The organism is Aestuariibaculum scopimerae (assembly GCF_059428085.1).
This window is the reverse complement of sequence record NZ_CM182089.1, coordinates 3,912,729-3,926,185: the sequence shown is the minus strand read 5'-3', so window position 1 is coordinate 3,926,185 and position 13,457 is coordinate 3,912,729. Positions and strand designations below refer to the sequence as shown.

The window sequence follows — 13,457 nt, the reverse complement described above, 5'->3', positions numbered from 1 at the left end:
ACGGTAAAATTAAAATTTTATGAAAAAACAATTGTTATTTATACTAAGGTGTGTTAACTTTGTGAGGTAAGTATTGAAATTTGCAAATGAGTAATATTGAAGATATTGTAGGTTCTTTAGAAAACAAAATTAGCAAAGTATTACATAAATTAGAGCTTTTAAAGCTTGCTAACTTGAAATTAAATGAAGAATTAGAAGTTTCGAAGCAAGAAGTTTTAAATCAAAAAAAGCATATTGAAAGTTGGGAAGAAAAGTATGAGGCTTTAAAAATGGCAAATACAATACTTGGCAGTGACGATAACAAAAGAGAAACTAAGCTTAAAATAAACGCGTTAATTAGAGACATAGACCATTGCATAGCGCAATTATCCGATTAATGCTAGATAAAATCAATGTCAGAAAAGCTTAAAATAAAGCTATCCATAGCTAATAGGGTGTACCCTTTAACGATTGACCCAAGTCAAGAAGAAGGGTTGCGCAAAGCAGCTAAAAACATTGAAGCTATGATAAAACAATTTGAGCGAAGTTATTCTGTTAGAGATAAGCAAGATGTATTGGCCATGTGTGCTTTACAATTTGCATCACAAGTAGAACAGAAAACAATAGATAAAGAGCATGTAAATGAACATGTAGAAGAAAAGCTAAACGCTTTAAACGAATTGCTACAATCCCATTTATAAATGCTTTACGTTCTTTAAAATAGACAAAAAGTTACTGCCTGTATTAGTTATTTTTTTTGATAAACTCAACGTTAATTCTTTAAAAAGGGTGAGTTTAAGTTGTAAAAGCAAGCTGCCTTAGAGCAGATCCTTGATCAGCTTGTTAGCCCTAAACTTGTTTTTAAGGAGTTTATACAAAACTTTAAACTGGTACAGGCTTTTTTATATACATATAACAACTAAACATAATAATGGATAACTCAATTATATTGATTGCAGGCGGGGTGATTTTGGGACTGGTAATAGGTTTTATTATAGCAAAAACCCTGGAAAAGAACAATGCTTCAAAGCTTGTAAAGGAGGCAAAGAAAAATGCAGCTTTAATATTAAAAGAAGCTAACAGTGAAGGTGAATCTATAAAGAAGGACAAAATTCTTCAAGCAAAAGAAAAATTTATTGAACTTAAATCAGAGCACGAAAAGGTCATTTTATCACGTGATAAAAAAATGGCTGAGGCCGAAAAGCGTACGCGTGATAAAGAATCGCAAGTATCCAGTGAATTGTCTAGAAACAAAAAACTAAATGATAACCTAGAGGGTAAGATAAAAGATTATAACCACAGGTTGGATGTACTGGAAAAGAAACAAGAAGAGATAGACAAATTACATAAAAACCAAGTTCAGCAATTGGAGATAATTTCCAGCCTTTCAGCAGAAGAGGCCAAAGAGCAACTTGTAGAATCTTTAAAAGGAGAGGCTAGAAACGATGTCATGTCATTTGTACAAAATTCTTTAGAAGAGGCTAAATTAACAGCCGAGCAAGAAGCTAAAAAAATCATTATTAACACCATTCAACGTATAGGAACCGAAGAAGCAGTAGACAATTGTGTGTCTGTTTTCAATATAGAATCTGATGATGTTAAAGGACGTATTATTGGTCGTGAAGGACGAAACATTCGTGCCATAGAAGCTGCTACAGGTGTCGAGATTATTGTTGATGATACACCAGAAGCCATCATATTGTCTTGTTTTGATTCTGTAAGACGTGAAATAGCCCGACTGTCCTTACACAAACTGGTAACCGATGGTAGAATCCATCCAGCACGTATTGAAGAAGTTGTTAAGAAAACAAAAAAACATATTGAACAGGAGATTATTGAGGTTGGTAAACGCACCGTTATAGATTTAGGGATCCATAATTTACACCCTGAATTGATTAAGATGGTTGGTAGAATGAAATACAGGTCGTCTTATGGACAAAACTTATTACAACATTCGCGTGAAGTTGCTAAGCTATGTGGCGTTATGGCAGCCGAGCTAGGGTTAAACCCAAAACTGGCCAAACGTGCGGGCTTATTGCACGATATTGGTAAGGTGCCAGATGCTGAAGCAGATATGGAAACGCCACATGCTATATTGGGAATGCAATGGGCTGAAAAGTTTGGAGAAAAAGAAGATGTGTGTAACGCCATTGGAGCCCACCATGATGAAGTGGAAATGAAGTCATTGTTAGCTCCTATAATACAAGTGTGTGATGCCATTTCTGGAGCACGACCAGGTGCACGACGTCAAGTTTTGGACAGTTACATACAACGTCTAAAAGATTTAGAGGATATTGCTTTTGGTTTTCAAGGCGTAAAAAAGGCCTATGCCATTCAAGCAGGTAGAGAGCTAAGAGTTATTGTTGAAAGCGAAAAGGTTGACGACCAAAAGGCGGCAGATTTGTCGTTTAGCATATCACAAAAAGTACAGACCGATATGACATATCCAGGCCAGGTTAAAGTAACTGTAATTAGAGAAACACGGGCTGTGAATATTGCGAAATAATAGATTTATTATTTACTACCTACAGTCAACAGCTATTTTCTAGGGTGAAATTCCTCAATAACTTTTGTTAGATGGCTTTTATCTAAATGTACATATATTTCGGTAGTTGTAATGCTTTCATGACCTAACATGAGCTGTATAGACCTTAAATCGGCATTATTTTGCAACAAGTGCGTTGCAAAAGAATGTCTAAATGTGTGAGGAGAAATACTTTTTTTAAGTCCTATTTTTTTGGCCAGTTGTTTAATAATAGTGAATACCATGGCCCTTGTTAGCTGTTTTCCGCGCCTATTTAAAAATAAAGTATCTTCGTACCCGGCCTGTATGGGAATGTGGTTTCTAACCTCATCTTTGTAAATATCGATATATTTTTGGGTAACACTTACTATAGGGACAAAGCGCTGCTTATCGCCTTTGCCAGTTACCTTTATAAAACCTTCATCAAAAAATAAATCCGATAGCTTTAAGTTAATAAGTTCACTAACACGTAATCCGCACCCATATAAAGTTTCCAACATGGCCCTATTACGTTCGCCTTGTGGTTTGCTCAAATCGATAGCATGGATTAATTTGTCAATCTCTTTCTCAGATAGGGTATCGGGCAACTTCCTACCAATTTTTGGCGACTCAATAAGTTCTAAGGGGTTTGATTGCCTATAATCCTCAAAAACCAAATAACTGAAAAAGCTACGTAGTCCAGAGATTAATCGAGACTGCGAGCGGGTATTAACAGTTTTAGCCATATCATAAATAAACTGCTGTATAGTTTCGGTAGTAATGGAAATAGGGGATATGGTTAAGTTGTGGGCTTCTAGATATTTTATAAGTTTTTTTACATCCAGGGTATAATTATCAATGGAGTTTTGGGATAGTCCACGTTCTATCTTTAAATAGAGTTGATAATCCTTTAGAGCGTGTTCCCATTTCATGATTGTAAAAATAGTTAAATCCTTAATTATGATGTAATTATGCTTGGAAAGATTTTATTTAATTTATGAATATCACAAAATTAATAACTTTATTTTGATTAATCCATAATTTAAAGCTATGTTTGCGCCTTATTTTTAAAATAATTTAATAAAACCTTAAATTTTAAATTTATGAAAAAACTATTAGTTATGGCTGCTTTTGCAGTATTTGGATTATCAAATGTAAATGCTCAAGAAACAACAAATGGTGGTCAAACATCTAAGGGAAAATGGTTAATAGAAGCAAATACAGGTTTTGGAGCTGGTGGTGGACTATTAGGACATTCGGCAAACACAAGCTTTGGCTTAACATCTGTTGATGGCGAAACTATTTGGTCTATTGGAGCAGAAGGCGGTTATTTTGTAATGGACGATTTGGCTATTAAAGCAGGTCTTGGTTATACAGATTATGATGGCTTTTCAATGTTTTCATATAAGCTAGGTGCTAAATATTATATTTCTAGTATGATTCCAGTACAACTTGATTTAACCGGTGCTAGCATTGAAGACGCAATTGAAGACCCACTATGGTTAGGGTTACAAGGCGGGTATGCAATCTTTATTGGACAAAACGTAAGTATTGAGCCAGGTATAAGATATAATATCTCTTTAAATGAAGATGTTACCGACGAAGGTATCTTTGAATTTCGTGTTGGTTTCGCATTACACTTTTAAATAAACCCACATGAACATTATAAAAGGAGGCATAATGCCTCCTTTTTTGTGTTACAGAATTTGTATTTATATTGAGTTGAAATAAAATAAATTTGCGAATGTCAAAAAAAATAAGGTAATTTATTGCTAATTAATCAATATAATTATTAAAAATTATGAAAAAACTATTACTATTATTGGTTTTCGCAGTATGCTCGATTAACCAGTTTAACGCTCAAGGCAACTTTAGAGTTGGCGCTAACGCAGGGCTTCCTGTAGGAGATGTAGATGATTTTTCATCATTTGCACTTGCTGTAGATTTGGGGTATTTGTTTGATGTATCAGACAGTTTTGATGCTGGTATAGAAACAGGTTATACCCGTTTTTTTGGCAAGGACATTTTTGAAGACTTTAGTTTTTTACCTATTACTGGAGTTGGAAAATATGCTTTTTCAGAAGATGTGTCTGCTGAAGCGGGTCTTGGTTATGCTGTTTCGCTTGAATCCGGCGGCGGCGGTGATTTCTATTGGAAATTAGGAGCAGCTTATGCACTGGATGAAGCTAGTGATATTAGTTTGTCTTACCGTTCAATTTCTGGTGATGGTGGTTCTATTGATGCCATTATGCTAGGATATAGAAGAAATTTATAGTAATTATAGCTAATAATTTAAAAAGGGAAGCTTATAAGCTTCCCTTTTTTTATGCAATTTTTTTATACATTTACCACATGAAACACCAATGAGAAAAATCTCAATACACTAGAATGGTTATGAAAGGTGTTCCATCTGACCTCTAAAGCAATAATAAGTATTAACAGATGAAAAAACTAATCATTATAAACGGTCCCAATCTTAATTTATTGGGTAAACGCGAACCCGCTATTTATGGTAGCTTGTCTTTTACTGAGTTTTTGGACAAAGTAAAAGCAGCGTATTCCAATGCTACGTTAGATTATTTCCAATCTAACATAGAAGGCGAAATTATAGATAAGCTGCATGAGGTAGGGTTTACTTATGATGGTATTATTCTAAATGCAGCTGCTTATACACATACTTCGGTTGGTATAGGCGATGCGGTGAAGGCTATTGAAACCCCTGTTGTAGAAGTACATATCTCTAACACTTTTGGTAGAGAAGAATTCCGGCATCAATCTTATATATCACCCAAAGCTAAAGGCGTTATTCTTGGGTTTGGCCTTCAAAGTTATGAATTGGCCATTCAAAGCTTTTTGAATTCCTAATTTTCTTTAAAAGCAAGGAATACTTCCTTTATGAAATGGTGTATTTCTAAAGAGTAATAATGTATTCCCAAAACGAAATAACGTATTTCTAAAAAGAAATAGAACGTTTCTTAAAGGTAATGGATTATTTCTAAAAAGAAATGCCGCATAACTAAAGTGAAATGCGGCAAAATTATCAAGTAATGTTTTATTATAGTGTGTTTAAAGATGAATAACTTCATCATATGCGTCAGCAACGGCCTCCATTACGGCTTCGCTCATGGTGGGATGCGGATGCACGGCCTTCAATACTTCATGTCCGGTAGTTTCCAATTTACGGCCTAAAACAGCTTCAGCAATCATATCTGTAACGCCTGCGCCTATCATATGGCAACCTAACCATTCCCCGTATTTGGCATCAAAAATAACTTTAACAAAGCCATCTTTATTACCTCCGGCACTGGCTTTACCAGAAGCTGAAAATGGAAATTTTCCAATTTTAACATCAAAACCTTTTTCTTTGGCTTGTTTTTCGGTTAAACCAACACTGGCTATTTCTGGGGAACAATAGGTACAGCCCGGTATGTTTCCATAATCTAATGCTTCAACGTGTTGCCCAGCAATTTTTTCAACACATAAAATGCCCTCTGCAGAGGCAACATGTGCCAATGCTTGTCCGGGTGTTACATCGCCAATGGCATAATATCCAGGTATATTGGTTTGATAAAAATTATTGACTAATATTTTATCTCTATCTACTACAATACCAACATCTTCTAAACCAATATTTTCAATATTCGTTTTAATACCAACGGCACTTAAAATAATATCAGCTTCTAAAACCTCTTCACCTTTACTGGTTTTTACGGTTGCTTTTACGCCTTTTCCTGATGTATCTACTTTGGTTACTTCGGCAGAGGTCATGATATTCATGCCACTCTTTTTAAATGAACGCTCTAATTGCTTCGATACCTCTTCGTCTTCTACAGGAACAATGTTTGGTAAGTACTCTACTATGGTAACTTCTGTGCCCATAGATTTGTAAAAATAAGCAAACTCGACCCCAATGGCTCCAGACCCTACAACAATCATTTTTTTGGGCTGATTTGGCAAGGTCATGGCTTCTCTATAACCAATAACTTTTTTACCGTCTTGTGGTAAACTTGGTAATTCGCGAGAACGTGCACCAGTAGCAATAATAATATGGTCGGCACTATACTCTTTACCATCTACATCAATTTTTTTACCGGCTTTTAGTTTACCATAGCCTTCAATAACATCAATTTTGTTTTTCTTCATCAAGAACTGAACGCCCTTGCTCATACCTTCTGCAACACCTCTACTACGTTTTACAACAGCATCAAAATCATGTTCGGCATCCTTAACTTTTAAGCCGTAATCTTCCGCATGTTTAAGATATTCAAATACTTGAGCAGACTTTAACAATGCTTTAGTAGGTATACAACCCCAATTTAAACATACACCACCCAAACTTTCTTTTTCAATAATAGCAGTTTTAAAACCTAATTGAGATGCTCTAATGGCAGTAACATAACCGCCAGGCCCACTTCCAAGAACAATAATATCGTATTTACTCATGAGAATTTTTTAATCGTTATTTCAAGCTACGAATTTACGAAACCTTATTCGAATAAAGAATTTAGAATCCTATAAATTTTTTACGGGACAAATCATTGTCTCTTTCAAACTTTGCCACTTTGAAACTCCAAAATTACCTACCTTTGTTATAAGAACAAGTTTATGAATATACCAAGAACAAGTTTTCCTAGAGTAGTAATAATAGGTGGGGGTTTTGCAGGGATATCGCTGGCAAAAAAATTATCAAAACAAGAGATGCAAGTGGTTCTACTTGATAGAAATAATTACCATACATTCCAGCCTTTATTATATCAAGTTTCAACTGGCGGCCTAGAGCCCGATTCTATTGCTTACCCTATAAGGAAGATACTTAAGGATTTTCCCAATTTTCATTTTAGATTGGCAAATGTTAACGAAATTGATGTGGTTAACAACAAAGTAAAGACCAATATAGGTGAGTTGAAGTTTGATTATTTGGTAGTGGCTTCTGGCTCACAAACGAATTATTTTGGAAATGCAGCTATTGAAAAATATAGCATGGCTATGAAAACCATACCGCAATCACTAAACCTAAGAAGTCTTATACTGGAGAATTTTGAAGAAGCACTTTTAACATCCGATTTAAACGAGCGTAATGCGCTCATGAATTTTGTAATAGTAGGAGGCGGGCCAACGGGCGTTGAATTGGCTGGAGCATTGGCAGAAATTAAGAAAGGTATTTTGCCTAAAGATTACCCCGATTTAGATACACGCTTAGCCCAAATTCATATTGTACAATCTGGAGATTGTATTTTAAAAGGAATGAGTGATAAAGCATCGGAAAAAGCCGAGGACTTCTTGGAAAAACTTGGGGTTAACATTTGGAAAAATGTACGGGTTATAGATTATGATGGTAAAACTGTTACAACGGACACCGATTTAACTTTTGAAACTGCTACATTGGTTTGGGCGGCTGGCGTAAAAGGGGCTACAATTAAAGGCTTGGATGCTGATGACTTTGTAACGCGTGGTAATAGGCTGCTGGTAAATCAATATAATCAAGTAAAGGGTTATGCCCATATTTTTGCTATTGGAGACATTGCTTGTATGATTAATGAAGCTTACCCAATAGGATTACCCATGATGGCGCAACCAGCCATCCAACAAGGAGAAAAGTTAGGGGATAACTTATTGAATTTGATCCATAAAAAGCCCATGAAGCCTTTTATATATAACGATAAAGGGGCCATGGCCACTATAGGAAGAAATAAAGCAGTTGTAGATTTACCCAAGTTTAAGTTTCAAGGTGTTTTTGCTTGGTATGTTTGGATGTTTGTGCACTTATTTTTTCTAATTGGTTTTAGAAATAGAATGGTAGTTTTTATCAATTGGGTTTATAATTATGTACGGTTTGACAGGGAAGCTCGATTGATTATTAGGCCTTATAAGAATAAAATTAAGCCTTAGTATTTTTTATAGGTCATCCGTAAAATGACGTCTACTTTTTTCTTTACTGAATTTTTCATCGTTGTACAGGGATGAATTTCCTTTGGGTATGGATAGGGATTTCCAATATTTGCCCTTAATAAGTTTTCCTAAGAAAACGATTTGCCCTGTGTGATAGGCATAATGTGCTATTTGTCTATTGATAGCTTCTGTAACGGTATGTCCTTGATTTCTTATATAAATAATGTGTTCTAACTGATTGTCGTTTACAGAATTCAATGCATTAAATAGACATGCCCACCCTTTTTCCCAGTCGGCTATCAACTCTTCCTTGGATATGTAGGTATCTACAAATTCTGTATCACGTTCTCGCCATGCTTTTTCTCCATCTTCAGATAAAAAATTGGTCCACCTGCTTAACATATTCCCAACCATGTGTTTTACTATAATTGCAATGGAATTGGAGTCTATAGCAAACTCTTTTCGCAGTTCTTTAAATGTTAATGCATTAAAAGTTTTATCACCTAGGCTTTTATAATATTTAAACTGCTTAATGGCACTTGATAAATAACTTTCCATTCATTAAAAGTACTATTTTTTTTGAATAAACCTAAGGGCTACACCATTTATGCAATGGCGCTCACCAGTAGTGTTTCTTGGGCCGTCATTAAACATATGACCTAAATGACCTCCGCATGTAGCACAGTGTTCTTCAGTTCTTTTATAGCCAAGATCATAGTCAATTGAAAAAGCTACATTGCCTTCAATTTCCCTATCAAAACTAGGCCAACCACTTCCAGAGTCAAATTTATGTTCGCTTTTAAAAAGCGGTGTACCACATCCTTTGCATACATATACGCCAGTTTTGTAGTTCTTGTTTAAAGGGCTTGAAAATGCGGGTTCAGTACCTGCTCTCCGTAGCACATTAAATTCGGTAGGGGTTAGTTGTGCTTTCCATTCGGCCTCTGTTTTGCTAACTTTGTAGGTTTCTCGCTTTTCTTTTTGGGCATTACCGTTGCAGTTAAATAAAACCAGTGTAATGCTTAAAATAATTAACTTTTTCATCGTAGAATAATCTTTTTTCTCTAAATAGGTCGTATATAACCAATATACTTAACAAATAAATTTTATTAATACTTTAGTAATTTTAGCTGTATAAATAAAAGGAACAGTTTTTGTACTTTTATAGAATATTTAATAATACAAATAATTATGAAGCTTATAAACACTAAGTCCCTTATTATATTGGCAACTATAGCCATTATATCTGCATGTGCCACAAATCCTTTTACAGGTAAGAAAACCATGGCTTTGGTTCCAAATTCGCAATTGTTTCCAACAGCTTTTGCTCAATATGATCAATTCTTATCAGAGAATAAGGTGGTTAAAGGGACATCAGACGCTGAAATGGTAAAACGTGTGGGGCAGAGAATAGCTGTAGCTGCCGAACGTTGGTTAAATGCCAATGGCAATGTTGGTTATTTAAATGATTATAGATGGGAATATAATTTAGTTGATGATGAAACTGTTAATGCTTGGTGTATGCCTGGCGGAAAGATTGTTGTTTACACAGGTATTTTGCCAATTGCTAAAGGTGAAGCAGGACTGGCAGCTATTATGGGGCATGAAGTATCCCATGCACTTGCCAACCACGGGCAACAACGTATGAGTGCGGCTTATGTACAGCAAGGGGTTGCCTTGGCAGGAAATATTGCTATTAAGGACGAGGAATCCAGAAATGCATTCAATCAATATTATGGTGTAGGGACACAAGTTGGTGTTATGCTGCCTTTTAGTAGAGCACATGAAACCGAAGCAGATAAAATAGGGTTGTATCTTATGGCTATTGCTGGTTATAACCCGGAGGAAGCTGCCGAACTATGGAAACGTATGAGTGCCCAAAGTGGAGGACAGGCACCACCGGAAATTTTAAGTACCCACCCATCTAATGAGTCACGTATTGCTAACCTTACTGCGTTGGCTCCAGAGGCAAAAAAAGAAGCTGCTAAATTTGGAGTGACTTCATTCAGGTAACATTAAATTATTATTCAAATAAAAATATTTGTTTACTTTAGGAGCTGCTTATAAAAGGGCAGCTTTTTTATTATGGCTATATTAGAAAAAGGAAGTAAAAAACTTTTAAATGCTTGGGCATTTTACGATTGGGCAAATTCCGTTTACAGTTTGGTGATAGCATCAGCCATATTTCCTATTTTTTATGGCGCTTTATTTAGAGTTGCAGAAATTGATAAGGTGGAAGTTTTTGGAGGGTATATTGCTAGAGCTCCGCTAATTAGCTATACAACCTCATTGGCATTTGTATTTATAGCTTTAATAACACCCTTAATATCAGGTGTAGCAGATTATTTAGGAAACAAAAAAGTATTCATGAAGTTTTTCTGTTACTTAGGGGGAATTTCATGTATTGGACTATATTGGTTTTCTTTAGAACATATTTATTTTAGTCTAATCTGTTACTTTTTAGGTTTGGTAGGGTTTTGGGTAAGTTTTGCCATCAATAATTCCTATCTACCAGACATAGCTTATCCTGAACAACAAGATAGAATTAGTGCCAAAGGATTTTCTTTTGGGTATGTGGGGAGTGTTATTTTATTGTTATTGAACTTATGGATGGTTATGAAACCAGACTTTTTTGGGATTGTTTCAGATGCTGATGGTGCAGCTGAAATAAAAGCCATGAAATATTCTTTTGTATCAGTTGGTGTTTGGTGGATTGTTTTTAGTCAGTATACCTTTTTCTATTTACCTAAGGGGAACAAAAAAGAGAGCCCCAAAAAGAACATTATATTGAATGGCTTTAAAGAGTTAAAATTAGTTTGGTATCAATTAGGAAAAAATACCAAGCTAAAACGTTATTTGGGTGCTTTTTTTATTTACAGTATGGCGGTACAAACCGTTATGTTGATTGCTACATATTTTGGTGAAGAAGAAATAGCTTGGGGGTCTGATACAGAACGCACGATGGGGCTTATAATAAGTATCTTGGTTATTCAAGTTGTTGCTATTGCTGGAGCTATGCTTACTGCAAGAGTTGCATCTATTTTTGGTAATATAAAAACCCTTATAGTCATTAATATGCTTTGGGCGGTTATTTGCGTATATGCATATTTTTTGATAACACCCACGGACTTTTATGTTGCCGCTGGTTTGGTAGGAATTGTTATGGGGGGTATACAAGCTTTGTCTAGATCTACCTATTCAAAATTTTTGCCTGAGACAACTGATACTGCTTCCTTTTTTAGTTTTTATGATGTAGCAGAGAAGATAGGTATTGTTATAGGAACATTTCTTTATGGTTTTGTCGCTCAAATAACAGGCAGTATGCGTAATGCCGTGTTGTTTTTATTTATATTCTTTTTGGCCGGTATTATTCTTTTGTTTAGAGTGCCAAAACATCAAAAAAGTTAGTATTAAAAACGGCATATATATGCCGTTTTTAATAAAAGCTGAGTTAGTTAAACATGAGATTTCAATAACTAAATTTTCTTAAAAGTTATATTTCCGTATTTGGAATTAATCTTAATCATGTTAGAGCTGTTGGGACTGCCATAGTAACCTTTATTGGAGTTTTTATTTTGATCTGTAAATTTAAATCCTTCGGTATTTCTAATGGAACCATACCTAGCATTAACATCAAAATTAAATTGATAAGCGGTATGATATCGAATTGTAATTCCTAGATAGTTTGATTCAATATTCATGTTTCCAGTGTCAGCATTTTTTTGATCAATTTTAATTGAACCATATGACCCTTTAATGTGTAGGTTTTTATAGATATCTCCTAACACCATATTTAAATAATTGCCATTACCAGATATGTTATTGGCTTTATGGATATTTATTGAACCGTAATCACAATTAAAATTAATATTTTCAGCTGTTTCTATAGTGGCGTTTGTATAATTTGAATTAATATTTAGTTTTTTTGTTTTTGCAACGGTAAATCCACTGTAATCTGCATTGATCTTTCCACTATTTATGTATTCGAAGTAGCTGTTATTGGTATAGTCAAATGAAATTTCATTGTTTTCACCCATTAATTCTTTTGTGGTTACTTTGCCATAGTCGCAATTTATAGTTGCATTTCCTTCTAACTTGTCTAGGTTTACAGTGCCATAATTATTATGTAAGTTAACACTATTGGTAATAGGTAGCTTTACAATATAATTTATTTCCATAGTTACATTATTTTTCCCCCAATCCCACCAGGATTTTTTGTTGTTAAAAGTTGTTTTTGCTTCTACTATACTGGAAGAAGTATTAAATGTAACACCAATATTATCTAGTTTTTTTTGGGTTTTGTCCTCATTGTTACCACTTACTTTAATGGTTATTTCCATTGTGATTTTATTTCCGTTGTAGGTTACAATATCAATATTTCCGTAGCTGCTGTTAATCTTTAATAAGGCATCACTGTTAACGGTGAACTCTTTTTTTATTGTTTTTTCTTTTTTGTATTTACCTTTTAATGGATTGGTGCTAAATACTATTGTAGGTAATAAAAGCAGGATATATGCTGTTTTAAATAATAATTGAGTTTTCATTGTTGTTTTCTTTAAGTTGTTTTACATTATCTATGGTTTCCAAAACATTTTTTAATAAATTTAATCTGGCTTGAAAGTTTAAAATCATAGTATAAATAACACGTTTGTCATAACCACTTTCTTCTAAATCAATTTTCAGAGACTTATAATCTTTTTCAAGAGTTTCCAGTTGTTTCATGGCGTCGCTGATAAGACCTTCTGTATCTGGTGTTTTTGCTTGATTGAGTTTTGTAAGCTCTTCAGAAATGGCCATGGTAAAGAAATTTTGCGTTTCAGACATTTCAGGAGATATGCTTGCTAAATCTGTAGTGCCTTTAGTTGGTTTAAATAAACCAATAAGACTTAAGCAGATAACAAGTGTTGCCGCTATACCCATTACAGGTTTCCAGAAATTTAATCTAATCACAGCATCTTTAAGGTATTTTGGCTTTTGACTTTTAAGCTTTTTTACAAATCTCGCTTGATGACCTTTTTTAGGAACTTCAAAATCAAAGTCAGAATGCAACGTTTCAAATAAATTATCAATCGTGTCTTTTTTCATT

The 13,457-nt window shown here is 34.5% G+C and carries 15 protein-coding genes and 1 other RNA gene; 10 read left to right on the top strand and 6 right to left on the bottom strand.

Annotation, left to right across the window (positions count from 1 at the left end; translation table 11 throughout):
• Positions 1-86 precede the first annotated feature (86 nt).
• The 4 genes from AC5SR4_RS16950 (at position 87) to rny (ending at position 2,485) form a co-directional block, all read left to right on the top strand.
• Positions 87-377 (top strand): coiled-coil domain-containing protein, encoded by a 291-nt coding sequence (locus tag AC5SR4_RS16950; protein WP_495357458.1) that lies wholly within the window; start codon positions 87-89, stop codon positions 375-377.
• Positions 378-392: 15 nt separating this feature from the next.
• Entirely contained in the window at positions 393-680 is a 288-nt protein-coding gene (locus AC5SR4_RS16945) for a cell division protein ZapA (RefSeq protein WP_495357457.1), read from the top strand.
• 63 nt (positions 681-743) lie between these two features.
• A non-coding RNA gene (gene ssrS / locus AC5SR4_RS16940) (6S RNA) lies at positions 744-851 on the top strand.
• Between the two features lie 59 nt (positions 852-910).
• A complete protein-coding gene (rny, locus tag AC5SR4_RS16935; RefSeq protein WP_495357456.1) occupies positions 911-2,485 on the top strand; it encodes a ribonuclease Y in 1,575 nt (524 codons plus the stop codon).
• 32 nt (positions 2,486-2,517) lie between these two features.
• Here the strand turns inward: rny and xerD are convergent, their stop codons facing one another.
• Positions 2,518-3,414: a site-specific tyrosine recombinase XerD gene (xerD, locus tag AC5SR4_RS16930; RefSeq protein WP_495357455.1), complete on the bottom strand. Its 897-nt coding sequence runs from the start codon at positions 3,412-3,414 to the stop codon at positions 2,518-2,520.
• 171 nt (positions 3,415-3,585) lie between these two features.
• Between xerD and AC5SR4_RS16925 the strand changes: the two genes are divergently transcribed.
• From AC5SR4_RS16925 to aroQ, 3 genes are all read left to right on the top strand, one after another.
• On the top strand, positions 3,586-4,128 hold the full coding sequence (locus AC5SR4_RS16925) for a hypothetical protein (RefSeq protein ID WP_495357454.1): 543 nt from the start codon (positions 3,586-3,588) through the stop codon (positions 4,126-4,128).
• 155 nt (positions 4,129-4,283) lie between these two features.
• Positions 4,284-4,757, top strand: a complete 474-nt coding sequence (locus AC5SR4_RS16920) for a hypothetical protein (RefSeq protein ID WP_495357453.1) — start codon at positions 4,284-4,286, stop codon at positions 4,755-4,757.
• Between the two features lie 167 nt (positions 4,758-4,924).
• On the top strand, positions 4,925-5,347 hold the full coding sequence (gene aroQ, locus AC5SR4_RS16915) for a type II 3-dehydroquinate dehydratase (RefSeq protein WP_495357451.1): 423 nt from the start codon (positions 4,925-4,927) through the stop codon (positions 5,345-5,347).
• A gap of 201 nt (positions 5,348-5,548) precedes the next feature.
• Here the strand turns inward: aroQ and lpdA are convergent, their stop codons facing one another.
• Positions 5,549-6,925 carry a dihydrolipoyl dehydrogenase gene (lpdA, locus tag AC5SR4_RS16910; RefSeq protein ID WP_495357450.1) on the bottom strand — a complete coding sequence of 459 codons (1,377 nt, stop codon included), beginning with the start codon at positions 6,923-6,925 and terminating at the stop codon, positions 5,549-5,551.
• A 162-nt stretch (positions 6,926-7,087) separates the two neighbouring features.
• Between lpdA and AC5SR4_RS16905 the strand changes: the two genes are divergently transcribed.
• Positions 7,088-8,371: an NAD(P)/FAD-dependent oxidoreductase gene (locus tag AC5SR4_RS16905; RefSeq protein ID WP_495357449.1), complete on the top strand. Its 1,284-nt coding sequence runs from the start codon at positions 7,088-7,090 to the stop codon at positions 8,369-8,371.
• A 6-nt stretch (positions 8,372-8,377) separates the two neighbouring features.
• Here the strand turns inward: AC5SR4_RS16905 and AC5SR4_RS16900 are convergent, their stop codons facing one another.
• Entirely contained in the window at positions 8,378-8,929 is a 552-nt protein-coding gene (locus AC5SR4_RS16900; protein ID WP_495357448.1) for a DUF1572 family protein, read from the bottom strand.
• Between the two features lie 12 nt (positions 8,930-8,941).
• The gene (msrB, locus tag AC5SR4_RS16895) at positions 8,942-9,415 is read right to left on the bottom strand and encodes a peptide-methionine (R)-S-oxide reductase MsrB (protein WP_495357447.1); all 474 of its coding nucleotides are present in this window, start codon (positions 9,413-9,415) and stop codon (positions 8,942-8,944) included.
• A gap of 147 nt (positions 9,416-9,562) precedes the next feature.
• Between msrB and AC5SR4_RS16890 the strand changes: the two genes are divergently transcribed.
• Entirely contained in the window at positions 9,563-10,384 is an 822-nt protein-coding gene (locus tag AC5SR4_RS16890) for a M48 family metallopeptidase (RefSeq protein ID WP_495357446.1), read from the top strand.
• A 72-nt stretch (positions 10,385-10,456) separates the two neighbouring features.
• A complete protein-coding gene (locus AC5SR4_RS16885) occupies positions 10,457-11,779 on the top strand; it encodes an MFS transporter (protein WP_495357445.1) in 1,323 nt (440 codons plus the stop codon).
• 68 nt (positions 11,780-11,847) lie between these two features.
• Here AC5SR4_RS16885 and AC5SR4_RS16880 read toward each other — a convergent pair whose 3' ends face one another.
• On the bottom strand, positions 11,848-12,915 hold the full coding sequence (locus tag AC5SR4_RS16880; protein ID WP_495357444.1) for a DUF4097 family beta strand repeat-containing protein: 1,068 nt from the start codon (positions 12,913-12,915) through the stop codon (positions 11,848-11,850).
• A complete protein-coding gene (locus AC5SR4_RS16875) occupies positions 12,893-13,456 on the bottom strand; it encodes a hypothetical protein (protein WP_495357443.1) in 564 nt (187 codons plus the stop codon). The genes AC5SR4_RS16880 and AC5SR4_RS16875 overlap by 23 nt, the downstream gene beginning before the upstream one ends.
• Between the last annotated feature and the right edge of the window lies 1 nt (position 13,457).

What these genes read in the sequence shown, in the direction of transcription:
- AC5SR4_RS16950 (WP_495357458.1), top strand. Translation starts at nt 87, where the DNA reads ATGAGTAATATTGAAGATATTGTAGGTTCTTTAGAAAACAAAATTAGC.
- AC5SR4_RS16945 (WP_495357457.1), top strand. Translation starts at nt 393, where the DNA reads ATGTCAGAAAAGCTTAAAATAAAGCTATCCATAGCTAATAGGGTGTAC.
- rny (WP_495357456.1), top strand. Translation starts at nt 911, where the DNA reads ATGGATAACTCAATTATATTGATTGCAGGCGGGGTGATTTTGGGACTG.
- xerD (WP_495357455.1), bottom strand. Translation starts at nt 3,414, where the DNA reads ATGAAATGGGAACACGCTCTAAAGGATTATCAACTCTATTTAAAGATA.
- AC5SR4_RS16925 (WP_495357454.1), top strand. Translation starts at nt 3,586, where the DNA reads ATGAAAAAACTATTAGTTATGGCTGCTTTTGCAGTATTTGGATTATCA.
- AC5SR4_RS16920 (WP_495357453.1), top strand. Translation starts at nt 4,284, where the DNA reads ATGAAAAAACTATTACTATTATTGGTTTTCGCAGTATGCTCGATTAAC.
- aroQ (WP_495357451.1), top strand. Translation starts at nt 4,925, where the DNA reads ATGAAAAAACTAATCATTATAAACGGTCCCAATCTTAATTTATTGGGT.
- lpdA (WP_495357450.1), bottom strand. Translation starts at nt 6,925, where the DNA reads ATGAGTAAATACGATATTATTGTTCTTGGAAGTGGGCCTGGCGGTTAT.
- AC5SR4_RS16905 (WP_495357449.1), top strand. Translation starts at nt 7,088, where the DNA reads ATGAATATACCAAGAACAAGTTTTCCTAGAGTAGTAATAATAGGTGGG.
- AC5SR4_RS16900 (WP_495357448.1), bottom strand. Translation starts at nt 8,929, where the DNA reads ATGGAAAGTTATTTATCAAGTGCCATTAAGCAGTTTAAATATTATAAA.
- msrB (WP_495357447.1), bottom strand. Translation starts at nt 9,415, where the DNA reads ATGAAAAAGTTAATTATTTTAAGCATTACACTGGTTTTATTTAACTGC.
- AC5SR4_RS16890 (WP_495357446.1), top strand. Translation starts at nt 9,563, where the DNA reads ATGAAGCTTATAAACACTAAGTCCCTTATTATATTGGCAACTATAGCC.
- AC5SR4_RS16885 (WP_495357445.1), top strand. Translation starts at nt 10,457, where the DNA reads ATGGCTATATTAGAAAAAGGAAGTAAAAAACTTTTAAATGCTTGGGCA.
- AC5SR4_RS16880 (WP_495357444.1), bottom strand. Translation starts at nt 12,915, where the DNA reads ATGAAAACTCAATTATTATTTAAAACAGCATATATCCTGCTTTTATTA.
- AC5SR4_RS16875 (WP_495357443.1), bottom strand. Translation starts at nt 13,456, where the DNA reads ATGAAAAAAGACACGATTGATAATTTATTTGAAACGTTGCATTCTGAC.